This window comes from Streptomyces sp. NPDC004051 (assembly GCF_053604275.1).
This window is the reverse complement of record NZ_JBSGHG010000007.1, coordinates 196,894-222,712: the sequence shown is the minus strand read 5'-3', so window position 1 is coordinate 222,712 and position 25,819 is coordinate 196,894. Positions and strand designations below refer to the sequence as shown.

The window sequence follows — 25,819 nt, the reverse complement described above, 5'->3', positions numbered from 1 at the left end:
TGAGGTCGCTGGGGGTTCAGAGGCGTTCGACGACGGTGGCGATGCCCATCCCGCCGCCCACGCACAGCGTGGCCAGGCCGTAGCGCTTGTCCTGCCGCTCCAGTTCGTCGACGAGGGTGCCCAGGATCATCGCGCCGGTGGCACCGAGCGGGTGGCCGAGCGCGATGGCGCCGCCGTTCACGTTGACCTTCTCCAGCGGCAGGCCCATGTCCTTGACGAAGCGCAGCACGACCGCCGCGAACGCCTCGTTGATCTCGACCAGGTCGATGTCGTCGATGGTCAGCCCGGCCTTGGCCAGCGCCTTGCGGGTGGCGGGGGCCGGGCCGGTGAGCATGATGGTGGGCTCGGAGCCGGACACCGCGGCGGAGACGATCCGGGCGCGCGGGGTGAGCCCGTACCGCTCCCCGACCTGCCGGGAGCCGATGGCGACCAGGGCGGCGCCGTCCACGATGCCGGAGGAGTTGCCCGCGTGGTGGACGTGGTCGATCCTCTCCACCCAGTGGTACTTCTGCAGCGCCACCGCGTCGAAGCCGCCCAGCTCGCCGATGTCGGCGAAGGAGGGCTTGAGTCCCGCCAGGGAGTCGGCGGTGGTGCCGGGGCGCAGATGCTCGTCGTGGTCCAGGACGACCAGTCCGCTGCGGTCCCTCACGGGGACGACGGACCGCGCGAAGCGGTTCTCCTTCCACGCGGTGGCCGCCCGCTCCTGGGAGAGGGCGGCGTACTCGTCGACGTCGCGGCGCGAGAAGCCCTCGATGGTGGCGATCAGGTCGGCGCCGATGCCCTGGGGGACGAAGTTCGTGGCGAGGTTGGTCATCGGGTCGTTGAACCAGGCCCCGCCGTCGGAGGCCATCGGCACCCGGGACATCGACTCCACGCCGCCGGCCAGCACGAGGTCCTCCCAGCCGGAACGGACCTTGGCGGCGGCCAGGTTGACCGCCTCCAGGCCGGACGCGCAGAAGCGGTTCTCCTGCACACCCGCCACCGTGTCGGGCAGCCCGGCGGCGAGGGCGGCGATCCGGGCGATGTCGGAACCCTGGTCGCCGACCGGGCCCACCACCCCGAGCACGATGTCGTCGACGGCTGCCGGGTCCAGGCCCGGGAAGCGGTCGCGGATCTCGTGGATGAGGCCGACGACCAGGTCGACGGGCTTGGTGCCGTGCAGGGCGCCGTTGGCCTTGCCGCGACCGCGCGGGGTGCGGATCGCGTCGTACACATACGCTTCGGTGCTCACGGGATGGCCTTTCACTGAGGGGTTCGGGGCGCGGATCGCTGAGGGTCTCGGGGCGCGGACAGCAGTCGGGGGACGTCCCAGTCGCGGGCCACGTCGTCGGCGTCGGCTCCCGGCCGGGCGGGCCCGGTGCGCACGGCGGTGGGGGTGGCGGAGAACCGCGGGGCCGGTGCGGGCTGGGTGATGCCGTCGTGGTCGGTGAAGGTGCCGCGGGCGGCGAGGTGCGGGTCGTGCGGGGCTTCGCGCAGCGACAGGACGGGGGCCACGCACGCGTCGGAACCGTCGAAGACGGCGGCCCACTCGTCTCGGGTACGGGCCTTGAAGCGGGCGGCGACGTGCTCGCGGAGCGCGGGCCACCGGGTGACGTCCGTGTGGGCGTCCGCCTGGTCCTCGATGCCGAGGAGTCGCAGGAACTCGGCGTAGAACTGCGGCTCCAGCGCGCCGACCGCCATGGACCCGCCGTCGGCCGTCTCGTAGGTGCCGTAGTACGGGCAGCCGCCGTCGAGGAGGTTGCCGCCGCGCCGGTCCTGCCAGCCGCCGGCGGCGAGCATGCCGTGGATCATCGCGGACAGGTGGGCGGTGCCGTCCACGACGGCGGCGTCGACGACCTGCCCGGTGCCGCCCGCGCGCACATGGTGCAGCGCGGCGAGGACGCCGACGACGAGGTAGAGGGACCCGCCCGCGTAGTCGCCGAGCAGGTTGGCCGGAACGGCCGGTGGCCGGTCGGGGCTGCCGATCATGCCGAGGGCGCCGGTACGGGCGATGTACGCGATGTCGTGGCCCGCGCGGTCGGCGAGCGGGCCCTGCTGGCCCCAGCCGGTCATCCGGCCGTAGACGAGGCGCGGGTTGCGGGCGTGGCAGTCCCCGGGACCGACACCGAGGCGCTCGGCGACGCCGGGACGGTAGCCCTCGAGGAGGATGTCGGCGCGCTCGGCCAGGTCGAGGACGCGGTCGGCGCCGTCGGGAGCCTTCAGGTCGACGACCACGGAGCGCTTGTTGCGGTTGGTGACGTCGTACGCGGCGTCGATCGCCAGCACCGGGGGGCCCGGACGGTCCACGCGGACGACATCGGCGCCCAGGTCGGCGAGGAGCATGGCGGCGAACGGGCCGGGGCCGATCCCGGCCAGCTCGACCACGCGCACGCCGGTGAGCGGCCCCTGCGTCGGTACCTCCGTCATCGCACCCCCAGCTGTGACAGAACTGATGTAACACCAGCGATGCTAAGAACGCGTTCCCTCCGGCACAAGAGTGCCGAGCAAGCGCTTGGTCATGCCTTTCGGCCACTCTACGGCGTACCCCGCTCCCCCGCCCGGCTCGGCGTTCCTCCGGGGTCGTCGGATCCCGCCGCGGGCCCGGGGCGTGGACGCGCCCTCTTCCCGCTTCTTCGGGGCGCTCCCGGGCACGGCCGTCGGCTGCCTCCGGGCTCGGCCGGGCTCGGCCCGTCAGCGGAGTTCCGCGCCCCTCACGCTAGCCTCGACCACCGACGGCGGCACGACCGCGGAGCCAGGGGCGTCACGGACACCGGGGCGCCACGACAAGGGGTGTCATGAACAGGCTGAACAGAGCGGACGACCGTCCCTACGACATCGTGCTCTTCGGGGCCACCGGCTTCGTCGGAACGCTCACCGCCGAATACCTCGCCGCCCACGCGCCCTCCGGTCTGCGCTGGGCGATCGCGGGCCGCTCCCCCGAGAAGCTGGAGCGGCTGCGGGAGCAGCTGGAACGGCCCTCCGGCACCCCGGGGATCGGGGTGCTGCGGGCGGACGTGTCCGATCCGGCCTCGTTGCGCGCGCTCGCCGAGCACGCGCGCGTGGTGGCCACGACCGTGGGCCCCTACGTGGCCTACGGCGAGGGACTCGTCGCCGCCTGCGCGGACACCGGCACCGACTACCTCGACCTCACCGGCGAGCCGGAGTTCGTGGACCTGATGTACGTCCGCCACGACGCACGCGCGCGGGAGACCGGCGCGCGCCTGGTGCACGCCTGCGGCTTCGACTCGGTTCCGCACGACCTGGGCGCGTACTTCACCGTGCGGCAGTTGCCGGAGGGGGTACCGCTGACGGTGGACGGCTTCGTGACCGCCGACGCCGCCTTCTCGGGCGGGACCTTCGCCTCGGCGCTGGGCCAGTTCGCCCGGCCCCGGCAGCTCCGCGCGGCGGCCCGGGACCGGCGGCGGCACGAGCCGCGGCTGCTGGGACGCCGGGTGTCGACGCCGTCGGGCGGGCCGCGCTACGCCCCCGAGGTCGGCGCCTGGGCGCTGCCCCTGCCGACCATCGACGCGCGGATCGTGCGCCGGTCGGCGAAGGCGCTCGACCGGTACGGGCCCGACTTCCGCTACCGGCACTACGCGGCCGTCCGGCACCTGCCGTCCGCGGTGGGCGGGGCCGCGGCCGTGGCCGCGCTGGTCGCGGCGGCCCAACTGCCGCCCCTGCGGCGCCGTCTGTCCGACCGGCTGGCGCCCGGTGACGGGCCGAGTGCCGAGAAGCGCGCCAGGAGCTGGTTCACCGTCCGCTTCGTGGGCGAGGGCGGCGGACGGCGGGTCTGCACGGAGGTCGCGGGCGGCGACCCCGGCTACGACGAGACGGCGAAGATGCTCGCCGAGGCGGCGCTCTGCCTGGCCTTCGACGACCTCCCGCCGGCCTCGGGACAGGTCACCACCGCGGTGTCGATGGGCGACGCGCTGATCGAGCGGCTGCGGGCCGCGGGCATCCGCTTCCGCGTCGCCGCGTTCCGCCCGTCCTGAGCCCGGGTGGAGACTTCTCGACGCCCTTCCCCGGCATTCCAGCCGCCCCTTTCACCCAAGCCTCAAAGGGAAGTTCAATGAAAGAATCGAGGGCATGCGATTTCTTCTCGAAGTGAGCATGGACGACGAGGCGTTGGCCGAGGACCCCGCGGGTGAGCTGGGGCGGATCCTGCGGTACTGGGGCGGGAACCTGCGCCACTACCCGATGGAGCCCGGGGACGGGGCGGAGATCTACGACTCGGAGTACCGCGAGGTGGGGCGCTGGCGCATCGAGCGGGACGGACAGGACGGACAGGAAGAACGGCGGGGAGCCGTCTAGGCGCCGGTGTCCCCCGCGTCCCCCGCCTCCCGCAGGGCCCGGCGGCACAGGGCGTCCGCTCTGCGGGTGGTCTCCGGGAGGCGGTACGCGGGGGTCAGCGCGAGGGTGTGGGCGCGGGCGGTGGCGAGGGTCACGCGGTGGCCGACCGAGACGAAGACCGGCTTGACGGCGTCCCGGGTGCGCAGCGCCAGGCCGACCTCCTCGGCCCCGGCGAGCAGCGGAGCCGTGCTGCCGCGCGGGAGCGCCGGGGTCGTGAAGGTGAAGGTGAAGGGGTTCTTGGCGACGCCGATCGTCGGCAGTCCGGTGAGCACCCCGAGGTGACTGGCGAGACCGAAGCGGCGGGGGTGGGCGAGTCCGTAACCGTCGCAGACGACCAGTCCCGGCGGGCACGGCAGGGCGTCGAGGGCGGCCAGGACGGTGGGGATCTCCCGGAAGGCCAGCAGGCCCGGAACGTAAGGGAAGGAGATCCGGCCGACGGCCGTGGCCTCGGCGACGACCTCCAGGCTGCCCGCGTCCAGGACCACGGCCGCCGCCGCGACGAGGTCCCGTTCGTCGTCGTACGCCACGTCCACCCCGGTGACCCGGCCCGTTCCGGGCGGCGGGCCGGGCTCGTCGAGCACCACCCGCCCGCGCAGTCCGTCCTGGACCGCGCGGGCCTGCTCCTCGGTCGTCGGCCAGTCCGCCGGGACGCGTACGCTCGTCATGGTGTCGACGAGCCTACGGGCCCCGGGTCCTGTCGCGGCGGGCGGGGCACCGCGCAAGCCGCTTATACCACCCGTCGGGAGACTCCGGCCACTCGGACGCATGAAGGCGGTGACAGAGGTCACTCTGTTCTGAGGGGCACGGATTGGCTGATTCCGTCGTCTCTTTGTGTAGGCCGCCCCATCCGCCCGGAAGCCGTTCAGCCGTCGTTCAGCCGTCACGAGGGAGCAAGGCGTTGTCCACCGTCATCGAGCAGCCCGTCGAAGCCCGGCTCGTCGCCGCCGCGCCGCGGATGCCGAGCATTCCCGCCACGTTGCACTACGACCGGAGCGACCCGTTCGCCGTGCGCATGACCTTCCCCGCCCCCGCCACCCTGGAGGGCGTCGAGGTCTGCTGGACCTTCGCCCGCGAACTGCTCTCCGCGGGGCTGCACGAACCCGAGGGCCACGGCGACGTACGGGTGCGGCCCTACGGCTACGACCGGACGGTGCTGGAGTTCCACGCGCCCGAGGGAACCGCCGTCGTCCATGTCCGCTCGGGCGAGATCCGCAGATTCCTCGAGGCCGCGGACGAACTCGTGCCGGTCGGTCTGGAGCACCTCCAGCTCGACCTGGACCACGACCTCGCGGAACTGATCCGCGACGCCTGCTGAACCACGGCGTGGGGCGAGCCGGGCACCCGGCGGGCGCCCGTGCCCGGAAAAGCGTTTGCGGACCGCCCTACCGGTTGACAGCCTGCGGCCATGAGCACCTCAGTCCCCCACGGCCCCCGCGACCCCGCACCCGAGACCACGCCGACGCCTTCGGCGGAGGGCTGGGTCACCACCCCGCTCACCGAGGAGCTGCTGCGCGGCGCGCTCGAACTGGAGCGGACCGCGCAGGGGGTGCAGCCGCACCGCTTGCCCGCGCGGGCCCGCGCGCAGGGTGCCGACGGTCAGCTGAACATGGCGGAGGCGCAGCCGTCCGGCGTCCGGCTGGTCTTCCGCACCCGGGCCACCGCCGTCGAACTGGACGCGCTCCGCACCAAGATGGCCTACGAGGGCGCCCCGCCCCGTCCGGACGGCCGCTACGACCTGCTGATCGACGGCGAACCGGCCGGGCAGGCCCAGGTCACCGGCGGGAACGTCATGCTGATGGACATGGCCACGGGCTCCGCCGACCTGCGTCCGGGCCCCGTCGGCACCGTCCGCTTCACCGGGCTGCCGGACCGCGACAAGCGCGTCGAGATCTGGCTCCCGCACAACGAGATGACCCAGTTGGTCGCCCTGCGCACCGACGCCCCCGTGGAGCCGGTGGCCGGTGGGGACCGCAGGGTGTGGCTGCACCACGGCAGCTCGATCAGCCACGGGTCCGACGCCGCGAGCCCGACCACCACCTGGCCGGCGCTGGCCGCCTCCCACGGCGGGGTGGACCTGGTCAATCTGGGGCTGGCCGGCAGCGCGCTGCTCGACCCGTTCACCGCGCGGGCGATGCGGGACACCCTCGCGGACCTGATCAGTGTCAAGATCGGGATCAATCTGGTCAACGCCGATCTGCTGCGGCTGCGCGCCTTCGTACCGGCGGTGCACGGCTTCCTCGACACCATCCGCGACGGCCGTCCGACGACGCCTCTGCTGGTCGTCTCACCGATCCTGTGCCCCCTCCACGAGGACACCCCGGGCCCGAGCGTCCCCGACCTCAGCGCCATCGGCGAGGGCCGGCTCCGGTTCGCGGCCATGGGGAAGCCGGAGGAACGGGCCGCCGGAAAGCTCACCCTCAACGTCATCCGGGAGGAGCTGGCCCGGCTGGTGGAGCAGCGGGCCGCCGACGACCCGAACCTGTACTACCTGGACGGTCGCGAGCTCTACGGCGAGGCGGACCACGCCGAGCTGCCGCTGCCCGACGCGCTGCACCCGGACGCCGCCACGCACCGGCGCATCGGCGAGCGCTTCGCGAAGCTGGCCTTCGGCGACGGCGGACCGTTCGCCGGCTGAGCCGCCGGCTCCCTCCCCGCCTCTCCTCCTGTCCGCCGCTCCGCCGCTCCTCAATCGCGTTGACAGCGAATCCGGCCCCTCGTAGCGTTGTCAGCGCTTCTGTTGCCGTCGATCGGAGAAGGACGTTGCTCGTCTGAGGTCCTGAGACACCGCGTCACACCCGTGTGGTGTGCACGTCGCGTGCGACCTCGGCGTACGAGCCGTCCTTGCGGAACAGGGCTTTTCTCATGCCCGGACCCTCCCGCCCGGCCTGTCGTCCCGCGGTGTCTCGATACGTGTTCGCACCCGACCGCATCACGCAACCGCGCGGAGGCCCGTATGCCCGCATCCATCACCTGTACCTCCCTGTCCTTCACCTGGTCCGACGGCACACCCGTCTTCGAGGGCCTCGACGCCGCATTCGGTCCCGGCCGGACCGGACTCATCGGCGTCAACGGATCCGGAAAATCAACCCTGTTGAAGCTCATCGCCGGTGAGCTCCGGCCGACCGACGGCGCCGTGCGCGTCACCGGCGAGGTGGGCTACCTGCCGCAGAACGTGACGCTCGACACCGCGCTGAGGGTCGACGAGGCGCTCGGCATCGCCGCGCAGCGCGCCGCACTGCACGCCATCGAGGCGGGCGACGTGGCCGAGGCGCACTTCGAGACCGTCGGCGACGACTGGGACGTGGAGGAGCGCGCCCTGGCCACCCTCGGCGAACTCGGCCTCGGACACATCGGTTTGGACCGCACCATCGGCGAGGTCTCGGGCGGCGAGTCGGTGCTGCTGCGGCTGGCCGCGCTGCTGCTGGGCCGACCCGACGTACTGCTGCTCGACGAACCCACCAACAATCTCGACCTGTACGCACGCAGACGGCTGTACACGGCCGTCGAGGACTGGCCGGGCCTCCTGGTCGTGGTCAGCCACGACCGCGAACTCCTGGAGCTGGTCGACCAGATCGCCGATCTGCGCTCCGGAGAGGTCACCTGGTACGGCGGCAGCTACTCGGCCTACGAGGAGGCACTCGCCATCGAACAGGAGGCGGCCGAACGCATGGTGCGGGTCGCCGAGTCGGATCTGCGCAAACAGAAGCGCGAACTGGCGGACGCCCAGGTCAAATTGGCCCGCCGCAAGCGGTACGGGCAGAAGATGTGGGACAGCAAGCGCGAACCGAAGATCGTGATGGGCGCCCGCAAGCGCGCGGCACAGGAGTCCGCCGGCAAGCACCGCGTCATGCACGAGGAGAAGCTCGCCGGGGCCAGGGAGCGGCTCGACGAGGCGGTGGAGGCCGTACGGGACGACGACGAGATCCGTGTCGACCTGCCGCACACCGCCGTACCACCGGGACGCACCGTCCTCACCCTCAAGGGTCTGGAACTCGCCTACGGCGCCCGGGTGGAGGGCCACCTCGAGCTGCGGGGCCCCGAGCGGGTCGCGCTGATCGGGCGCAACGGCGCGGGCAAGACGACGCTGCTGCGCACCGTCGCGGGCGAGCTCCCGCCGGTGTCCGGCGAGGCGACGGCGCAGGTCCCGCTGCGGTTCCTGCCGCAACGGCTCGACGTCCTCGACGGCGAGCTCAGCGTCGCCGAGAACGTGGCCCGCTTCGCGCCGGGCGCCACCGACAACCGGATCCGGGCGAGGCTCGCCCGCTTCCTGTTCCGGGGCGCCCGTGCCGACCGGAAGGCGCTGACGCTCTCCGGCGGCGAGCGTTTCCGGGCGGCGCTGGCCGCGCTGATGCTGGCCGAGCCCGCACCCCAGCTGCTGATGCTGGACGAGCCGACCAACAACCTCGACATCGCCAGCGTCCGTCAGCTCACCACGGCCCTGGAGTCCTACGAGGGGGCGCTGATCGTGGCCAGTCACGACCTGCCGTTCCTGGAGTCGGTCGGGATCACGCGCTGGCTGCTGCTGGAGGAGGGAGAACTGAGGGAGACCACCCCGGACGCCGTCGGCTGACCGGCCCGGCCGCGGTCACCGGCGGTGGGTCTCATCGCCGCCAGGGGTGGCCCCGACCGGCTTCTCCCTGCATGATGGCCGCCCCGTCCGATCCGGAGTCACGCTCATGTCCGGCAAGAAGGCCCTGGTACGCCGTCCCGGCCCCCGACTGGCCGAAGGGCTGGTGACCCGCATCGGGCGGGAGCACGTCGACGTCGACCGCGCGACGGAGCAGTGGGAGGCGTACACCGAGGCGCTGCGCGAGCACGGCTGGGAGACGGCCGAGGTGGAGCCGGCCGACGACTGCCCCGACTCCGTGTTCGTCGAGGACACGGTCGTCATGTACCGGAACGTGGCCCTGATCGCCCGGTCCGGCGCCGGGCGCCGGCGCGCGGAGACCGCCGGGGTCGAGGAGGCCGTGGCCGCGCTGGGCTGTCCGGTGAGCCGGATCCGGGAGCCGGGCACCCTGGACGGCGGGGACGTGCTCAAGATCGGCGACACCGTGTACGTGGGCCGGAGCGGGAGGACCGACGCGTCCGGGATCCGGCAGCTCCGGGCCACGTTCGAACCGCTGGGCGCCCGGGTCGTCGCCGTGCCGGTGAGCAAGGTGCTGCATCTGAAGTCGGCGGTGACGGCGCTGCCGGACGGGACGGTCGTCGGCCACCTCCCGAACCTGGACGCGCCGTCGCTGTTCCCCCGTCTCCTGCCGGTGCCGGAGGAGTCCGGTGCGCACGTGGTGCTGCTCGGCGGGGGCCGGCTGCTGATGGCGGCGAGCGCGCCGAGGTCCGCGGAGCTGTTCGCGGACCTCGGCCACACGCCGGTGCCGGTGGACATCGGGGAGTTCGAGAAGCTCGAGGGCTGCGTCACCTGCCTCTCGGTCCGGCTCCGGGACCTGTACGCCTGACGGGTGCACCTTCTCCCATAGGGCCCCGTAAGCCCCCGGACGACACGCAGGATCCCCTGATCTGCGATCTTTACGACACCCTTAACCTACGGTTTCGTAACCTACGCTTTCGTAGCCTACGATCCCGTAAGTTGCCGGCGCCGCTCGCCGGCGCCCCTTGTCTGTCCCGTCCCCCTGGAGTACCCCATGTCGCTCACTTCTCCCCACCTCGGCAGTCCGGCCGTGTGGACCGACGCCCGGCTGTTGTACGCGCTGGAGGAAGTGGTCGAGAAGGAGCTCAACCGGCACCTGAAGGTCACCAAGGACTGGATGCCGCACGAGTACGTGCCGTTCAGCGACGCCCGTAACTTCCCCGGCTTCTTCGAGGACGGCGAGGCATGGGAGAAGGAGCAGTCCAAGGTCACCGAGGTCGGCCGGATCGCCCTGGTGGTGAACCTTCTGACCGAGGACAACCTCCCGAGCTACCACCACGAGATCGCCACGCTCTTCGGCAGGGAGGGCGCCTGGGGCACCTGGGTACACCGCTGGACCGCGGAGGAGGGCCGGCACGGCATCGTGATGCGGGACTACCTGCTCGCCTCGCGGGCGGTGGACCCGGACAAGCTCGAGCAGTTCCGCATGGCCCACATGAGCGAGGGCTTCGAGTCGGACAACCGCCACTCGATGCTGCACTCGATCGCCTACGTCGCGTTCCAGGAGCTGGCCACCCGCATCTCGCACCGCAACACCGGCCGCCAGTCCGGTGACCCGGTCTGCGACCGGATGCTGGCCCGCATCGCGACCGACGAGAACCTGCACATGGTCTTCTACCGCAACCTGCTCAAGGCGGCCTTCGAGCTCGCCCCCGACCTCACGATGCAGGCGGTGCGGGACGTCGTCGTGAACTTCCGGATGCCGGGTCACGGCATTCCCGGCTTCGAGCGGGCGGCGGCGCAGATGGCGATCGGCGAGGTCTACAACCTGCGCATCCACCACGACGACGTGCTCCTGCCGGTGATCCGCCACCTGAAGGTCATGGACATCGACGGACTGGGCGCCGAGGGCCGTCAGGCCCAGGAGGAGCTCGGGATGTTCCTCGGCGGCCTGAACTCCGAGGCGTCGAAGTTCGACGAGAAGCTCGCCGCCCGCAAGGCCCGGATGGCGGCGCGCGCGGCCGGCTGACGCCGCCCCCGCCCGCAGGCACCGGCGGGCCGCCCCGGGCAGACCGGGCGGCCCGCCGTTCCGTCTAGTGCGGCGTACGCCGCAGCTCCAGCCGTTCCCTCTCCGACAGTCCGCCCCAGACGCCGAAGCGCATGTCGTGGGTCAGGGCGTAGTCGAGGCAGGTGGCGCGGATGGGGCACAGGCCGCAGATCCGTTTGGCCTCACGCACCGAACTGCCGGGCTCGGGGAAGAAGAGGTCGCCTCCGGTCTGCGCGCACAGGGCCTCTTGTTGCCAGGCGAGTTCGGGCGACGCGATGGTGTCGATGTGCATGCCCGGAAGCGTGCCGACCGTCGAAAAACGTTCGCTCAACGCCGGATCAACGCGCCACGCCGAGGACCGCCGGCCACCGTCGGCCGCCGCCTGCCTCCACCGGGCACCGCACGGACGATGCCCGCGCGGACGCCGGAACGCACGGCGGCGCGCGGAGAGACGTCACGCGGAGGCGCGGCGCACCAGTGTCGTCGGGAGGACCACCCCGGCCGGGTCGCCTCCCGCGGTGTCGGGCGTGCGGGCGGTGCGGTCGAGACCACGCAGGAGGAGCCGGGCCATCAGCCGGCCCATCTCCAGGATGTCCTGGCGGACCGTGGTCAACGGGGGGTCGGTCTGCTCGGCGAGCGGCAGCATGTCGTCGAAACCGACCACCGCCACGTCGTCCGGCACCCGCCGCCCGTGCTCGCGCAGCACCCGCAGCGCACCCGCCGCCGTGAGGTCGTTGGCGGCGAACACCGCGTCCAGGCCGGGGCAGCGCTCCAGGAGTTCCCGCATCGCCCGCTCGCCGCCGGCCACGGTGAAGTCGCCCTCCGCCACCAGCCGCGGGTCGGTGTCGGCCACGGCGTCCCTGAAGCCGTCCAGCCGGTCCACCGCCGAGGTCTGGTCCAGGGCTCCGGTGATGTGCGCGACCCGGCTGCGGCCGAGGCCGAGCAGGTGCCGTACGGCGTCGCGGGCGCCGCCCCGGTTGTCGCTGTCGACGTACACGACGCCGTCCCTGCCGCCGGACCAGCCGGGCCGGCCGCCGAACACCGTCGGGACGCCCGCGCGCTGGATCAATTCGGGCAGCGGGTCGTCCAGGTGGAGCGAGAACACCAGCGCGCCGTCGACATGGCCGCCGGCCAGGTAGCGGGCGACCCGGGCGTGGTCGGCACGGCCCTCGGTGAGCAGCAGCACGAGCTGGTTGTCGTGTGCCGTCAGCTCCTTGCTGATGCCGCGCAGCTGGCGGGCGAAGAAGGGATCGGCGAAGACCCGGCTCTCCGGTTCGGCGACGATGACGGCGATGGCGTCGTGGCGGTTGGTCACCAGGCTGCGGGCCGCCCGGTTGGGCACGTAGCCGAGTTCGTCCACCGCCTGCCGCACTCGTTCGGCCAGGGGCTCGGTGACGCCGTCGGCGCCGTTGACCACGCGGGAGACGGTGGCCCGGGAGACCCCGGCCCGCGCGGCCACGGCCTCCAGCGTGGGGCGCGGCACTGTCTCGGTCACGTCGGCGGCTCCTCACCTGCGGTTGCGGATCAGGATAGCCCCGGTCGCGGCGGAGGTGAGAGCGCTCTCGTGGGCGCCGCCCGTCAGTGCTCGTGCGCCTCGCCCTCCCCCGCGGGCCTGTGGCCGTGCTCGTGCGGGTCGTGACCGGGAATCGTGCCGTCCGGCTTCTTCACCAGGAACATCCCGGTCATCCCCATGTCGGAGTGGCTCTGGACGTGGCAGTGGTACATCCAGGCGCCCGCCCCCACCCCCTCCCCCGCGATGATCTGGAAGCCGAAGGAGTCCGCCGGTCCCACGATCTTGTTGTCGATGACCTGGCTCGGGTCGTCGGGGCCGGTGAGCATGCCGGTCCGGTTGTCGGCCCAGCGGTGACCGTGCATGTGGAAGGTGTGGTAGTACTCGCCGTGCGTGATCATGACGATCTCGACGCGGTCGCCGACGGTGGCCTCGAAGTCGGGGCCGGTGTGGGCGGGCCTGTTGTTGATCGTCATGTCGTTGAAGACGATCGTGTGCGTCCGGTCCGGCAGGACGTCCCCCTTGCGCCGCACGATCACCGCGCCGTACAGGCCGTTGCGGATGCCGCCGGTGCCGTGTTCCGTGCCCACGACGTGGTCGTGGTAGTGCCAGTAGCCGGCGCTGCCGGACCGCCAGGTGCCGTCCGGGCGCCGTCCGGGCTTGTGGGTGCGCCAGGTGTAGGTGCGGGTGCCGCCGGGTGCGACGTCGCTGCGGTTCATCTTGGTGCCGTCGCTGGAGATCTCGTAGTCCAGGCCGTGGACGTGCAGGCTCACCGGCACGTCCATGGTGTTCTCGAACTCGATGTGCAGCGTGTCGCCTTCGTTGAGCTCGATCAGGGGGCCGGGGACGGACGCCTCGCCCTTCTCCAGGCCGTAGCCCATCCCACCGCCGTCCAGCCGCTCGGCGTACAGCTTGATGCGCCTCACCTCGCCGCCGGCGGGCGCGGTCTTCGCCGGCGTGGCGGCGCCGACCGCCTCGGGCCCCAGGGACATCGATGTCGCGACGACCGCGCCGCCCAGCAGCACCCGCCGGTTGAAGTCGCGTCTTTGCATGCCGAACTCTCCCTACTGGTAAGGGACTTGATGGTGCGGATACCTGAGAGACGTGAGCACGACGGCCGTGATATTGCTGTCATGAACCTGTGAAACCGTAGCGGCCACCCTCTCGTTTATCCACACTCAGGACAAAGTTCGTTCCATTGCGGCCATAGGTATTGGCGTGTGACGCAAAGAGGTCTAGCTTCCTTGACGCTGTCGCTGCGACCGAGGAGGGGTGGGTGGCCACATGCGGTTCACGTCGCATCAAGAACCCATGCGCTTGAAGGGGTTGAGCACAAGAAGCACCAGAGGAACCAGGAGCGCCGCACGCGCGGGGAGGGCCGGAGCGGGACGAAGGGCGTGGGCGGCCACCGTCACCGCGGGAGTCGTCGCCGCCGGACTGCTGTCGGGTCCCGCCGCCAGCGCCCGCCCGGACGACCCGGCCCTGACAACGATGTCGATCAAGTCGCCTCCGGGCGGCGCGGACGTACGGGTGCTGCTCTTCCACGGTTCCGCCGCGGCCGGTGACGAGTCACCGGTGGTGAACGCCGGGATCGAGGCGATCGAGAGGATCGGGCTGTCCGGCCCGGCGAACCAGCGGTTCGAGGTCACCGCCACGGACGACGCCTCGGTCTTCACCGACGACAGGAGGCTGGGCCGCTTCAACGCGATCGTGTTCCTCACCGGCGGCGGGGACGTCCTGGACCCGGCCCAGGAGGCGGGCCTGGAGGCCTACATGGAGGCCGGCGGCGGGTTCGTCGGCATTCACGATGCGGCCCGCGCGGAGCCGTACTCGGACTGGTTCACCGGCCTCATCGGCGCCCGTCCGGCCGCGTCCGGCCCGGCGGACGTCCAGCGCGCCACCGTCGAGGTGGGCGACCGGCGGCACCCGGCGACCAAGAGCCTGCCGCAGGAGTGGAAACGGCCCGACAAGTGGCTGAACTGGACGAAGAACCCGTCCGGCGAGGTGCACACCGTGGCCAGGGTCCGCGAGTCGACCTACCGGCCCGGAGCGGGCGCCAACGGCGCGGACCACCCGGTGAGCTGGTGCCGCGACTACGACGGCGGCCGGTCCTTCTACACCGGGATGGGCGGCACGGTGTCGTCGTACGACGAGACCGAGTTCCGTGAGCACCTGCGCGGCGCCCTGCTGTGGACCACACGGCTCGTCCAGGCCGACTGCAAGGCGACCATCAACGGCAACTACAAGGCGGAGCGGCTCACCCGGCCCAACCAGCCGGGCCAGAACGACCAGATCGGCGAGCCGCACGGACTGGTCACCGCCCCCGACGGCCGCGTCTTCTACATCGGCCGCGGCGGCGCCGACTCCTCCCGGCCGGTGATCACCGACTGGAACAACCCCGACATCGGCAAGGGCAAGGGCGAGATCCACGTCTACGACCCGAGGACCGGGAAGGTCACCCTGGCCGGCGCGCTCACCGTCTTCGGCAACAAGGGCGGCGGCGACGAACTGGTCAAGGTCGAGGAGGGGCTGCTCGGCATCGAGCTGGACCCGGCGTTCGAGCGGAACGGGTGGGTGTACCTGCACTACACCCCCCACTCGGAGATCGACCGCGTCACGCGCATGGCCGACCGGCGGGTCTCCCGCTTCACGTTCGACGAGTCCACCGGCAAGCTGGACCTGCACAGCGAGAAGGTGCTGCTCGACTGGCCGGTGCAGATCCACAGCTGCTGCCATGCGGGCGGCGGGCTGGCCTGGGACTCCAAGGGCAACCTGTACATCGCCACCGGGGACAACAACTCCAGCGGATTCAGCGGCGGTTACTCGGGCAACAACCCCGAGCCGAACTTCAAGGGCGTCTCCTTCGCGGACGCGCGCCGCACCTCCGGCAACACCAACAACCTCAACGGCAAGATCCTGCGCATCCACCCGGAGCCGGACGGGACGTACACGCTTCCCGCGGGCAATCTGTTCACCGGCAAGGAGAGCGCCGAGGGCGGCGGCAAGACGCGCGGCGAGATCTACGTGATGGGGGTGCGCAACCCGGCGCGCATCTTCGTCGACCCGGTCACCGACGTGCTCTACGCCGGCTGGGTCGGCCCGGACGCGGGGCAGCCGTCGACGACCTGGGGCCCGGCCAAGTACGACACCTTCGCCGTGATCACCGAGGCGTCCAACCGCGGCTGGCCGTACTGCATGGGCAACAAGCAGCCCTACCGGGACCGCAATCTGCCCGATCCGTCCCAGCCGCTGGGCTGGTACGACTGCGACCGCCCGAAGAACGAGTCACCGAACAACGACGGCCTGGTCAACCTGCCGCCGGTGACCGGCAACAACATCTGGTACTCGCCGCAGGGCGGCGGCCCGGACTTCCCCCGGAACGCCGACGGCGTCCCGTCGTACAAGCAGGACGAGGCCACCTACCGGCTGCCCTGGCTCAAGGGCGGCGGGCAGGCCGCGATGAACGGGCCCGTCTACCGCTTCGACGAGGCGAGCGACAGTGACACCAAGTGGCCGGCCTACTGGGACGGCAAGTGGTTCGTCGGCGACTTCTACGACGCCGACCAGCCGCGCAACGCGGTGCTCATGAACCCGAAGACGCAGGGCGACGGCGGACTGCCGGTGCACTCGGAGTCCCTGAAGAAGATCGTGCCGATCGGGAACGACGGCATCAAGAACCTGATGGACTGGAAGTTCGGTCCGGACGGCGCGCTGTACGTCCTCGACTACGGCCGCGGCTTCTTCACCTCGGACGCCAAGTCCGCGCTGTGGCGGGTCACCTACGAGGGCGGCGGTCCGACCCCGGCCGCCGGTCAGCTGGCGAGGGGGACCGAGTGATACGGCACCACGGATTCTGGGCAGCCCTGTTGGCCGCCCTGCTCATGGCGCTCGGGCTGCAGACCGTCTCCGCGGCCGACGACACCGGTGCCCCCGACGCCAAGGCGGCCCAGGTGCTCACCTGGACCGCGGGCAACGACATCGACAAGTACCTCTCGGCGCCGGCGACCGCGGTGGCCGGACCGGCGACGATCGTCTTCGAGAACAGCGTGGCCACCGGCAACACCACCGGCATGCCGCACACGCTGACGTTCGTCACCTCGGACCCCGAGTTCAACGACGACGTCCAGCTCAACATCCTGGCCAACCCCAACGACGCCCAGAAGGGCCGGTACACGGCCGAGGTCACGCTCACCCCGGGCCGCTACTTCTACCACTGCACGATCCCCGGCCACGGCCAGATGCAGGGCATCCTGGTGGTGACCGAGGGCAGCGGCGAGGACACCACGGCACCCGAGGCGAGGGCGGAGGTGACCGGCGTACGGAACGCCGAGGGCGCCTACGTCGGCTCGGCGAGTGTCGCCGTCACGGCGACCGACGAGGGCTCGGGCGTGGACCGGATCGAGTACGCGATCGGCGCCGACGGCGCCTGGCAGCCGTACACCGCGCCGGTCGTCGTCGACCAGGTCGGCGCGCACACGGTGCGCTACCGCGCCCTGGACAAGGCGGGCAACGTCTCGGCGGAGCGGAGCGTCGGGTTCACCGTCGTCGCCCCGCCGACGGACGACACCACCGCCCCGGAGACCTCGGCGACGGTGGACGGACAGAAGAACGCCGACGGCGCGTACATCGACATGGCGACCGTCACCGTCACAGCCTCCGACACGGGCTCCGGCGTCAACACCATCGAGTACGCGATCGGTTCCGGCGCCTGGCGGGAGTACACCGGCCCGGTGATGGTGCACCAGGTGGGCACGCACACCGTGCGCTACCGCGCCACGGACAAGGCGGGCAACGCGGCGGCCGAGAAGAGCGTCGGGTTCACCGTCGTCTCCGCGCCCCCGCAGGACACCACCCCGCCGGTGACCGGTGTGACCGTCGAGGGTTCGAAGAACTCCGCCGGGGCGTACGTCGGCAGCGCGAAGGTGACCGTCAGCGCCTCCGACGGGCACGGCTCCGGCGTCGCCGGCATCGAGTACTCGCTCGACGGCGGGCCCTACCTGGCGTACACGGCTCCCGTGCTCGTCGACCGGGCGGGCAGGCACACCCTGGCGTACCGGGCGAGCGACAAGGCGGGCAACACCTCCGCCCCGCTCGCGGTGAGCTTCACGGTCGTGTCGGGCCAGGTTCCCCCGCCGCCCTGCCCGGAGTTCGACGAGCGGCCGACGGTGTTCGTCGGCGAGGTCGACTCGGGTGTGACCAACCGGGTCACGAACAACCGGTGCCGGATCGGCGAGTTGATCGAGGACGAGAAGGAGTGGACGTCCCACGCGCTGTTCCTGAAGCACGTCACGGGCGTGCTGGACAAGCTCGAGAAGGAAGGAGTCGTCGACCGGCGGGAGTACCGGGCGATCGACCGGGCGGCCGGCCGGTCCGGGATCGGCACGCCGGGCCGGACCGAGGGCTACCGCACGATCCTCGACGGCAGTGCGGAGTCGTTCGCCAAGTGGCAGCAGGTGGGCGGGGGTTCGTTCGCCCTGAACCCGGACGGGTCGATCACCTCCGGCACCACCAGGGCCGGGCTCGGCATGCTGTGGTTCCCCGAGCGCAAGTACGGCGACTTCTCGCTGAAGCTGCAGTGGCGGGACGACGCGCCGGGCGCCGGCAACGCCAACTCCGGTGTGTTCGTGCGGTTCCCGCAGGTGCACGACCATCCGGAGGAGACGCGGCCGGAGTGGGTCGCCATCAAGTACGGGCACGAGGTGCAGGTGTTCGACTCCCCCACCGGCGACATGTACAAGACGGGCTCGGTCTACGGCTTCGACCGGGTGGGCCTGGCCGGTGCGGGCGTGACGCAGAAGGGCACCTGGAACGACTACGAGATCCGCGTGGTGGACCAGCACTACTCGGTCTACCGCAACGGTGTGCTGATCAACGAGTTCGACAACAACGGCGGTCAGGACTTCACCCCGTCGCGCTCGGACGACCCGGGCACGGACGGGCGGCGGTTCGCCTCCGGCTACGTCGGGCTCCAGGTCCACGGCACCACCGACGTGGTCTCGTACCGGGACGTCCGGATCAAGGAACTGCCGTGACACGGCACTGACCGGAACCGGCCGACAGGGGGCCGGGAAGCCGCGGACCCGCGGTTTCCCGGCCCCGCCCTGCCGCCCGGACCTCACGGCTGCATGAGCACCTTGACCGCGCCGTCCTGCTTGCGCTGGAACATCTCGTAGGCCCGGGGCGCCTCCGACAGCGGTACCCGGTGGGTGGCGAAGTCCTCGACGCCGAGGGGGTCCTCGTCCGTGAGGTGGGGGATGATCTCGTCGCTCCAGTGGCGTACGTTCGCCTGCCCCATGCGCATCTGGATCTGCTTGTCGAACAGGGTGAGCATGGGCATCGGGTCGGCCATGCCGCCGTAGACGCCGGTGATCGAGATGGTGCCGCCGCGCCGCACGAGTTCGATCGCGGTGTGGAGGGCGGCGAGGCGGTCGACGCTGAAGCGCTCCGCCATGGGTCCGCTCAGTTTGCGGGGCAGCAGCGCGGAGGCGTTCTGCACCATGCGGGCCGCCGCGCTGCCGTGCGCCTCGGTGCCGACGGCGTCGATCACGGCGTCGGGACCGCGGCCGTCGGTCCGGTCGCGGATGGCGGTGACGAGTTCCTTCTCGTCGTCGAAGGAGCGCAGGTCGAAGGTCTCCACGCCCCGGTCGCGCGCCCGGCGCAGGCGTTCCGGCACCAGGTCCACGCCGAAGACCCGGTCGGCTCCCTTGAGCCGGGCGATCCTGCAGGCCATGTCGCCGATGGGCCCGAGGCCGAGCACGGCGATGCTGCCGCCCTTCGGGACGTCGGCGTAGGCGACCGCCTGCCAGGCGGTGGGCAGCACGTCCGAGAGGTAGACGAACCGGTCGTCGGGCGGCCCCTGGGGGACCTTGATGGGGCCGTACTGGGCCTGCGGGACCCGCAGGTACTCGGCCTGGCCGCCCGGTACCGCGCCGTAGAGGCGGGTGTAGCCGAACAGGGCCGCGCCCATGCCCTCGGCGCTGACCTGAGTGGTCTCGCACTGGGTGGGCAGACCGGTGAGGCACATCCAGCAGTTGCCGCAGGCGATCTGGAACGGCACCACGACCCGGTCGCCGGCCTGGAGGTCCGGCACGGCGGCGCCGACCTCCTCGACGATGCCCATCGGCTCGTGGCCGAGGATGTCGCCCGGGGTCATGAACGGGGTGAGCACCTCGTACAGGTGCAGGTCGGAACCGCACAGGCCGGTGGAGGTGATCCGGATGACGGCGTCCGTGGGTTCCTCGATCCGGGGATCGGGCACGTTCTCCACCCTCACGTCCCGCTTTCCCTGCCAGGTCACTGCCCTCATCGCCGCCCGCTCCCTTCGTGGCTTCCCGCACGCCTTCTTCGTGGCTTCTCCGTGCGGGCCCCGGGTACCCGGGCGGTCCGCGCCGAACCGTGCGCCACTGGGCCGATCGGCGGAAGCCACCGCGCGGGACCGCCACTGATCAGCTATGGCCACCGACGATCAGAAAAGCGCACAATCAAGACAACTGACGATTCGGGGTAGGCAGGGTGGCGACGGTGGGCATGGGACGAGGGACGCGCGCACGACGTGCGGCACGTACACGGCGCACGACACGCACACGGCGCGCGGCGACGACGAGAGCACTGCTGGCGGTGCTCCTGGCCGCCGGTCCGGCGGCCGGCTGCACGGCCTCCGGCAGCCCGGGCGACGACGGCCGCGGAGAGTCCTGGCCGTCGCCGCTCGAGTCGCGGCCGGACGGGGCCGGCGGCTCTCCGGTGCTCGCCGTGAAGCTCGACAACGCTCCCACGGCCCGGCCACAGACGGGCCTGGACGCGGCGGACGTGGTCTACGTCGAGCAGGTCGAGGGCGGACTGAGCCGGCTGATGGCGGTCTACGCCACCCGGCTGCCCGAGTCCGTGGGACCGGTGCGCAGCGCCCGGGAGGCCGACCTGGAGCTGCTGCGCCAGTTCGACCGGCCGATCCTGGCGTTCTCCGGGGCGCAGAGCAGACTGCTGCCGCTGATCGGCGAGGCTCCGCTGGAGGCGCTGACCCCGGGGACGCCCGGCGCCAGGACGGGCGTCTACAGCCGGGCCACCGACCGCTCCTCCCCGCACAACCTCTATCTCCACCCCCGGCGGCTCCTGGACGACCCGCCCGGCCCGTCCGCACTGACCACCGGCTTCCACCACGGTCCGCCGCCCCCGGGCGGCACGCCCGAGGCCACGCACACGGTGCGCTATCCGGCGGCCCGCTTCGCCTTCACCTGGTCCGAGGCCCGCGACCGCTGGCTGGTCTCGATGGACGGCGATCCCGCGGTCACCCCGCGGGGCGAGCGGCTGGCGCCCGAGACCGTCGTCGTGCAGTACGTGACCGTCCGCGCCTCCGACTACCACGACTACCTCGGCAACAACACTCCGTACACCGAGACGGTGGGCTCCGGGGAGGCCACCGTGCTGCGCGACGGGCGCGCCCACCAGGTCCGCTGGAGCAGGCCGGACGCCGCGGACGGCACCTCGTTCACGACCGACGGCGGCGCTCCGGTGAACTTCGCGCGGGGGCAGGTGTGGGTGGTCTACGCGAAGGCCCCCTGATCAGCGCGGGGCCGCCACCCGGCGCAGTTCCTCGGCCGCGTCCGCCACCCGGCGGATCAGCTCGAAGAAGGCGGCCTGCTCGTCGTCGCCCAGCGGGGCCAGGAAGACCTGGTTCATCCGGGCGGTGCGCACCACCAGCTTGCGGTGGGCGCGCAGACCGTCGTCCGTGAGCCGGAGCAGGAAGCGGCGGCCGTCCCGCGGATCACGGACCTTGTCGAGCAGGTCCCGCCGGAGGAGCCGGCCGACCACCTCGGCGATGGTGGACCGGTCGAGTCCCACCCGCTCCCCCACCGTGCGCTGGTCCAGGCCGGGCTCGGCGACGAGCGCGTTGAGGACCGCGAACTGCGGCGAGGTGATCTCCTCGGAGACCATCGTGGTCCACAGCAGGTGGTGCGCCTGCTGGAGCCGCCGGGCCAGATGCCCGGGGTGGCCGGTGAGGTCCACCGCTGCCGTGTACGCCCCCACAGCACTCTCCTCTTTTCGTCGGTGCACTGAACGATACCCGCGCGGAAGTGAACCTGTCTGCGACTCCTGCAAGGCATTGTCACTGGATGGAAGAGGGTATTGACGCTTCTGCCCGACGATGGCAGCGTGAAGGACTGCAACCAAAATACTCAGTGCCCTGACTATCTCGGTACCTACGACACACGGCGGCGGACCGGTGCGCATCCGGCCGGCCGGACTGGAAGGGATGGGGTTTCCCGATGGACAAGGTGTGGACCTCTGCCACGGAGGGACTGTCGTGACGAACGCACTCACCCAGCACGACATCGACCAGGAGATCGCGGCCGAGCACGCCGCGTACGAGAAGCGGGTGGCGGGCGGCGCCCCCGTCGAGCACCATCCGCGCCGCGACTACGCCCCGTACCGCTCCTCGGTGCTGCGCCACCCCAGGCAGCCGGCGATCGCCGTCGACGTGTCCAAGGACCCGGAGCTGGTGGAGCTGTCCTCCCCCGCCTGGGGCGAGCGGGACCTCACCGCGGTCGACAACGACCTCACCCGCCACCACGACGGCGAGCCCGTCGGTGAGCGCATCACCGTCTCCGGGCGGCTGCTGGACCGGGACGGGCGTCCCGTGCGCGGCCAGCTGGTGGAGATCTGGCAGGCCAACTCGGCCGGCCGGTACGCCCATCAGCGGGAGCAGCACGACGCCCCGCTGGACCCCAACTTCACCGGTGCCGGCCGCACCCTGACCGACGCCGAGGGCTTCTACCGCTTCACGACCGTCCAGCCGGGCCCGTACCCGTGGCGCAACCACGTCAACGCGTGGCGCCCGGCGCACATCCACTTCTCCGTCTTCGGCTCCGCTTTCACCCAGCGGCTGGTGACGCAGATGTACTTCCCGAACGACCCGCTCTTCCCCTACGACCCGATCCTGCAGTCGGTGACCGACGACGCGGCCCGGCAGCGCCTGGTGGCGACCTACGACCACAGCCTGTCGGTGCCGGAGTTCTCCCTCGGCTACCACTGGGACATCGTGCTCGACGGACCGCGGGCCACCTGGATGGAAGAAGGGCGCTGACCACCATGACGAAGATCGACACGAGCAGCCCGGAGAACGTGCTGCCCACCCCCTCGCACACCGTCGGCCCGTTCTACGGCTACGCGCTGCCCTTCCGCGGCGGCGAGGACATCGCGCCGCTCGGCCACCCGGACACCGTCACCGTGCACGGGTACGTGTACGACGGCGAGGGCAAGCCGCTGCCGGACGCGCTGCTGGAGGTGTGGGGCGCCGATCCGGAGGGCAATCTGCCGACGGCCGACGGCTCGATGCGGCGGGACCCGGCGAGCGGCGATCACCTGGGCCGCAACGGGGTGGAGTTCACCGGCTTCGGCCGGATCCAGACCGATGCCGACGGCCACTGGTACGTGCGCACGCTGCGGCCGGGGGCGCGCGGACAGCACGCGCCGTACCTCAGTGTGTGCGTGTTCGCACGGGGCCTGCTGGTGCATCTGTTCACCCGGATCCACCTGCCCGGCGACGAGGCCGTGCTCGCGGCGGACCCGCTGCTGTCCCGGCTCGACGCGGACCGCCGCTCCACGCTGATCGCGGTGGACGAGGGCCACGGGACGTACCGTTTCGACATCCGCCTCCAGGGCGAGGGCGAGACGGTCTTCCTGGAGTTCCAGTGACCTCACCCGACACCGGTACCGGCCTGCTCGCCCCCGGGTGGGCCGGTTCCCCGGCCGCCGCCGAGACCGGTGACGGCGCCTTCCTGCGTGCCCTGCTGGACGCCGAGGCCGCGCTGACCCGGGCGCAGGCGGCCGCGGGGCTCGTTCCCGCCGGGGCCGCGGCGGCGGTCACGGAGGTGGCCGCCGACCCCGGGCGCTTCGATGCCGCGTCCCTCGCCGAGCGTGCGCGGGAGGGCGGGAACCCGGTGATCCCGCTGGTCGCGGATCTGACCCGGGCGGTCGGCGAGGAGCACGGCCCCTCCGTGCACCGGGGTGCGACCAGCCAGGACATCATGGACACGGCGATGATGCTGGTCGCCCACCGCGCCCTGGACCCGCTCCTCGACGACCTCGACCGCTGCCAGCGGGCACTGGCCGCTCTCGCCGCCGAGCACCGCGACACGGTGCTGCCGGGGCGGACGCTGACCCAGCACGCGGTGCCGACGACCTTCGGGCTGAAGGCCGCCGGGTGGCGCTCGCTGGTGCTCGACGCCCGCGACCGGGCGAGGGCCGTACGCGCCTCGCTGCCGGCCCAGCTCGGCGGTGCCGCCGGGACCCTGGCGGCCTTCACGGCGTACGGGGCGACGGACGCGACCGCGCTGCCGGCGCTCTACGCCCGGGAGCTCGGGCTGTGCCCGCCCGCCCTCCCCTGGCACACGCTGCGCACTCCGGTCGCCGACCTCGCCGGCGCCCTCGCCTTCACCACGGGGGCGCTGGGCAAGCTCGCGGCGGACGTGCTCACCTCCTCCCGCACCGAGATCGCGGAGCTCTCCGAGGGCAGCGGCGGCGGCTCCTCGGCCATGCCGCACAAGGCCAACCCGGTGCGTTCGACGCTGATCGCGGCGGCGGCCCGGCGCGCACCGCAGCTCGCGGCCACGCTGTACGGCTCGCTGGTGGCCGAGGACGAACGGCCGGCCGGCGCCTGGCACGCCGAGTGGGAGCCGCTGCGGGACCTGCTCCGCCTGGCCGGCGGCGCGGCCCGGGACGCCGCCGAACTCTCCAACGGGCTGCGGGTGCACGCGGACGTGATGCGTGAACACCTCGGCCTCACCCACGGGTTGATCGTCTCCGAGCGGCTGTCCGCGGAGCTGGCGCCCGTGCTCGGCCGCGGCCGGGCGAAGGAACTGCTCACCCGTCTGGCGCGGCGCGCCCACACCGAGGGCCGTGACCTCGGGGAACTCCTCGCCGAGCAGCTCGACTCGGCCGAACTGCCGGAACTGGAGAACCTCGACGCCATCGGCATCGCCGCCCTGACCGATCCCACCCGTTACACCGGCTCAGCCGGCCCTCTCACCGACCGTGCACTGGAGCGCTCGTGACCGACACCGTCCTCAACCACCGTGCCGAGGGGCCGAGTTCCGCTCCCCCGCTGCTGCTCGGTCCCTCGTTGGGCACGTCGTACGCCCTGTGGGACAAGGTGGCGCCCGAGCTGTCGATCACGCACCGGGTGGTCCGCTGGGACCTGCCGGGGCACGGCGGTTCGGCGGCCGGGCTGATCGGTCCCGGCGCGACCGTCGGCGAGCTGGGGGACCTGGTGATCGCGCTCGCCGACACGCTCGGCATCGAGCGGTTCGCCTACGCGGGCGTGTCGCTGGGCGGAGCGGTGGGCCTGGAACTGGCCGTGCGTCACCCGGAGCGGGTGTCCTCACTGGCCGTGATCTGCTCCTCGGCGCACTTCAACGGCGCGAAGGCGTGGGAGGAGCGGGCGGCGCTGGTGCGGAGCGAGGGCCTTTCGGGGCTCGCGGAGAGTGCGGACGCCCGCTGGTTCACCCCCGGTTTCACGGTGCCGGAGCTGGTCCGCGACCACCGGGACGCCGATCCCGGGGCGTACGCCGCCTGCTGCGACGCGCTGGCCGCGTTCGATCTGCGGGAGCACCTCGCACAGATCCGGGTGCCGACCCTGCTGGTGGCCGGTCGGGAGGACCCGGCGACGCCCCCGGCGCATCTGCGCGAGATCGCCGACGCGGTGCCGGGCGCGGGACTCGTGGAGATCCCGGGCGCCTCTCATCTGGCGCCGGCGGAGCGTCCCGAGGCGGTGCTGACGGCGCTGCGGGCGCACTTCGGCGGGGACGCGGCGAGCGGGATGCGGGTACGGCGCGAGGTTCTCGGGGACGCGCACGTGGACCGGGCCCAGGCCCGGCAGACGGCGTTCACCGCGCGGTTCCAGGACTTCATCTCGCGCTACGCCTGGGGTGAGATCTGGACCGATCCGACGCTCACCCGCCGCGAACGCAGCATGATCACGCTCACCGCGCTGGTCGCACACGGCCACTACGACGAGCTGGCCATGCACGTCCGCGCGGCACGGCGCAACGGGCTCACCCCCGAGGAGATCGGAGCGGTGCTGATGCAGACGGCGGTGTACTGCGGCGTACCGGCGGCCAACTCGGCCTTCGCGACGGCCCAGCGGGTCCTGGCGGAGGAGGCCGACGGCACGTCGTGACGGGCCCGGGGCCCGGGCGCTACGGCCGGTCGTGCGGGGGCGGGGCGCTACGGCCGGTCGTCCTGGCCCCGCTCGCCGTCCAGGGCCGGAGTCAGGGGCCGGGGGTCCCGGCGCCAGAGTCCCGGGGCCGGGAGCCAGGGCCAGGGCCGGAGTCTCGGTGCCAGGCCCGGGACCGAG

At 72.2% G+C, this 25,819-nt stretch carries 22 protein-coding genes; 14 read left to right on the top strand and 8 right to left on the bottom strand.

Annotated elements, in window-relative coordinates:
* Positions 1-16 precede the first annotated feature (16 nt).
* Both ACWEQO_RS11425 and ACWEQO_RS11420 read right to left on the bottom strand, forming a co-directional pair.
* Positions 17-1,231 carry an acetyl-CoA C-acetyltransferase gene (locus ACWEQO_RS11425; protein WP_452981562.1) on the bottom strand — a complete coding sequence of 405 codons (1,215 nt, stop codon included), beginning with the start codon at positions 1,229-1,231 and terminating at the stop codon, positions 17-19.
* Positions 1,232-1,242: 11 nt separating this feature from the next.
* A complete protein-coding gene (locus ACWEQO_RS11420; protein WP_452981559.1) occupies positions 1,243-2,406 on the bottom strand; it encodes a CaiB/BaiF CoA transferase family protein in 1,164 nt (387 codons plus the stop codon).
* A 368-nt stretch (positions 2,407-2,774) separates the two neighbouring features.
* On the opposite strand from ACWEQO_RS11420, the gene ACWEQO_RS11415 reads away from it, so the two are divergent.
* Both ACWEQO_RS11415 and ACWEQO_RS11410 read left to right on the top strand, forming a co-directional pair.
* Complete coding sequence (locus ACWEQO_RS11415; protein WP_452981556.1) at positions 2,775-3,971, top strand: saccharopine dehydrogenase family protein; 1,197 nt, start codon at positions 2,775-2,777, stop codon at positions 3,969-3,971.
* Positions 3,972-4,065: 94 nt separating this feature from the next.
* Complete coding sequence (locus tag ACWEQO_RS11410; RefSeq protein WP_452981553.1) at positions 4,066-4,290, top strand: hypothetical protein; 225 nt, start codon at positions 4,066-4,068, stop codon at positions 4,288-4,290.
* On the opposite strand, the gene ACWEQO_RS11405 is transcribed toward ACWEQO_RS11410, so the two are convergent.
* A complete protein-coding gene (locus ACWEQO_RS11405; RefSeq protein WP_361456423.1) occupies positions 4,287-4,994 on the bottom strand; it encodes an endonuclease V in 708 nt (235 codons plus the stop codon). The two genes, ACWEQO_RS11410 and ACWEQO_RS11405, sit on opposite strands and share 4 nt — an antisense overlap.
* Positions 4,995-5,227: 233 nt before the next feature.
* Here ACWEQO_RS11405 and ACWEQO_RS11400 point away from each other — a divergent pair, with 233 nt between their 5' ends.
* The 5 genes from ACWEQO_RS11400 to ACWEQO_RS11380 all read left to right on the top strand — a co-directional run bounded on the left by ACWEQO_RS11400 (position 5,228) and on the right by ACWEQO_RS11380 (position 10,943).
* Positions 5,228-5,644 (top strand): spore wall synthesis regulator SsgD, encoded by a 417-nt coding sequence (locus ACWEQO_RS11400; protein ID WP_361456421.1) that lies wholly within the window; start codon positions 5,228-5,230, stop codon positions 5,642-5,644.
* Positions 5,645-5,734: 90 nt separating this feature from the next.
* Positions 5,735-6,964 carry a GDSL-type esterase/lipase family protein gene (locus tag ACWEQO_RS11395; protein WP_452981549.1) on the top strand — a complete coding sequence of 410 codons (1,230 nt, stop codon included), beginning with the start codon at positions 5,735-5,737 and terminating at the stop codon, positions 6,962-6,964.
* Between the two features lie 318 nt (positions 6,965-7,282).
* Positions 7,283-8,899 carry an ABC-F family ATP-binding cassette domain-containing protein gene (locus ACWEQO_RS11390; RefSeq protein WP_361456415.1) on the top strand — a complete coding sequence of 539 codons (1,617 nt, stop codon included), beginning with the start codon at positions 7,283-7,285 and terminating at the stop codon, positions 8,897-8,899.
* Positions 8,900-9,005: 106 nt separating this feature from the next.
* Entirely contained in the window at positions 9,006-9,782 is a 777-nt protein-coding gene (gene ddaH / locus ACWEQO_RS11385; RefSeq protein ID WP_361456412.1) for a dimethylargininase, read from the top strand.
* A gap of 186 nt (positions 9,783-9,968) precedes the next feature.
* Complete coding sequence (locus tag ACWEQO_RS11380) at positions 9,969-10,943, top strand: acyl-ACP desaturase (RefSeq protein WP_452981545.1); 975 nt, start codon at positions 9,969-9,971, stop codon at positions 10,941-10,943.
* Between the two features lie 64 nt (positions 10,944-11,007).
* On the opposite strand, the gene ACWEQO_RS11375 is transcribed toward ACWEQO_RS11380, so the two are convergent.
* The 3 genes from ACWEQO_RS11375 to ACWEQO_RS11365 all read right to left on the bottom strand — a co-directional run bounded on the left by ACWEQO_RS11375 (position 11,008) and on the right by ACWEQO_RS11365 (position 13,523).
* Positions 11,008-11,253: a WhiB family transcriptional regulator gene (locus tag ACWEQO_RS11375; RefSeq protein WP_361456406.1), complete on the bottom strand. Its 246-nt coding sequence runs from the start codon at positions 11,251-11,253 to the stop codon at positions 11,008-11,010.
* 162 nt (positions 11,254-11,415) lie between these two features.
* On the bottom strand, positions 11,416-12,456 hold the full coding sequence (locus ACWEQO_RS11370) for a LacI family DNA-binding transcriptional regulator (RefSeq protein ID WP_361456403.1): 1,041 nt from the start codon (positions 12,454-12,456) through the stop codon (positions 11,416-11,418).
* Between the two features lie 83 nt (positions 12,457-12,539).
* Positions 12,540-13,523, bottom strand: coding sequence for a multicopper oxidase domain-containing protein (locus tag ACWEQO_RS11365; RefSeq protein WP_452981541.1), 984 nt, complete (start codon positions 13,521-13,523; stop codon positions 12,540-12,542).
* 259 nt (positions 13,524-13,782) lie between these two features.
* On the opposite strand from ACWEQO_RS11365, the gene ACWEQO_RS11360 reads away from it, so the two are divergent.
* Complete coding sequence (locus ACWEQO_RS11360) at positions 13,783-16,308, top strand: ThuA domain-containing protein (RefSeq protein ID WP_452981538.1); 2,526 nt, start codon at positions 13,783-13,785, stop codon at positions 16,306-16,308.
* A gap of 44 nt (positions 16,309-16,352) precedes the next feature.
* Positions 16,353-18,503 (top strand): OmpL47-type beta-barrel domain-containing protein, encoded by a 2,151-nt coding sequence (locus tag ACWEQO_RS11355; protein ID WP_452981590.1) that lies wholly within the window; start codon positions 16,353-16,355, stop codon positions 18,501-18,503.
* 83 nt (positions 18,504-18,586) lie between these two features.
* Here ACWEQO_RS11355 and ACWEQO_RS11350 read toward each other — a convergent pair whose 3' ends face one another.
* Positions 18,587-19,777 (bottom strand): zinc-dependent alcohol dehydrogenase, encoded by a 1,191-nt coding sequence (locus ACWEQO_RS11350; RefSeq protein WP_361456394.1) that lies wholly within the window; start codon positions 19,775-19,777, stop codon positions 18,587-18,589.
* 221 nt (positions 19,778-19,998) lie between these two features.
* Between ACWEQO_RS11350 and ACWEQO_RS11345 the strand changes: the two genes are divergently transcribed.
* On the top strand, positions 19,999-21,027 hold the full coding sequence (locus ACWEQO_RS11345) for a DUF3048 domain-containing protein (RefSeq protein ID WP_452981535.1): 1,029 nt from the start codon (positions 19,999-20,001) through the stop codon (positions 21,025-21,027).
* On the opposite strand, the gene ACWEQO_RS11340 is transcribed toward ACWEQO_RS11345, so the two are convergent.
* On the bottom strand, positions 21,028-21,492 hold the full coding sequence (locus tag ACWEQO_RS11340; protein ID WP_361456388.1) for a MarR family winged helix-turn-helix transcriptional regulator: 465 nt from the start codon (positions 21,490-21,492) through the stop codon (positions 21,028-21,030).
* A 277-nt stretch (positions 21,493-21,769) separates the two neighbouring features.
* Here ACWEQO_RS11340 and pcaH point away from each other — a divergent pair, with 277 nt between their 5' ends.
* From pcaH to pcaDC, 4 genes are read left to right on the top strand one after another with little or no spacing between them, the layout of a single operon-like run.
* Complete coding sequence (gene pcaH / locus ACWEQO_RS11335; protein WP_452981531.1) at positions 21,770-22,549, top strand: protocatechuate 3,4-dioxygenase subunit beta; 780 nt, start codon at positions 21,770-21,772, stop codon at positions 22,547-22,549.
* A gap of 5 nt (positions 22,550-22,554) precedes the next feature.
* Positions 22,555-23,160, top strand: coding sequence for a protocatechuate 3,4-dioxygenase subunit alpha (gene pcaG / locus ACWEQO_RS11330; RefSeq protein ID WP_361456382.1), 606 nt, complete (start codon positions 22,555-22,557; stop codon positions 23,158-23,160).
* Entirely contained in the window at positions 23,157-24,518 is a 1,362-nt protein-coding gene (pcaB, locus tag ACWEQO_RS11325) for a 3-carboxy-cis,cis-muconate cycloisomerase (RefSeq protein WP_452981528.1), read from the top strand. The genes pcaG and pcaB overlap by 4 nt, the downstream gene beginning before the upstream one ends.
* Positions 24,515-25,642 (top strand): bifunctional 3-oxoadipate enol-lactonase/4-carboxymuconolactone decarboxylase PcaDC, encoded by a 1,128-nt coding sequence (gene pcaDC, locus ACWEQO_RS11320; RefSeq protein ID WP_361456376.1) that lies wholly within the window; start codon positions 24,515-24,517, stop codon positions 25,640-25,642. Before pcaB ends, pcaDC begins: the two co-directional genes overlap by 4 nt.
* Positions 25,643-25,819: the final 177 nt, after the last annotated feature.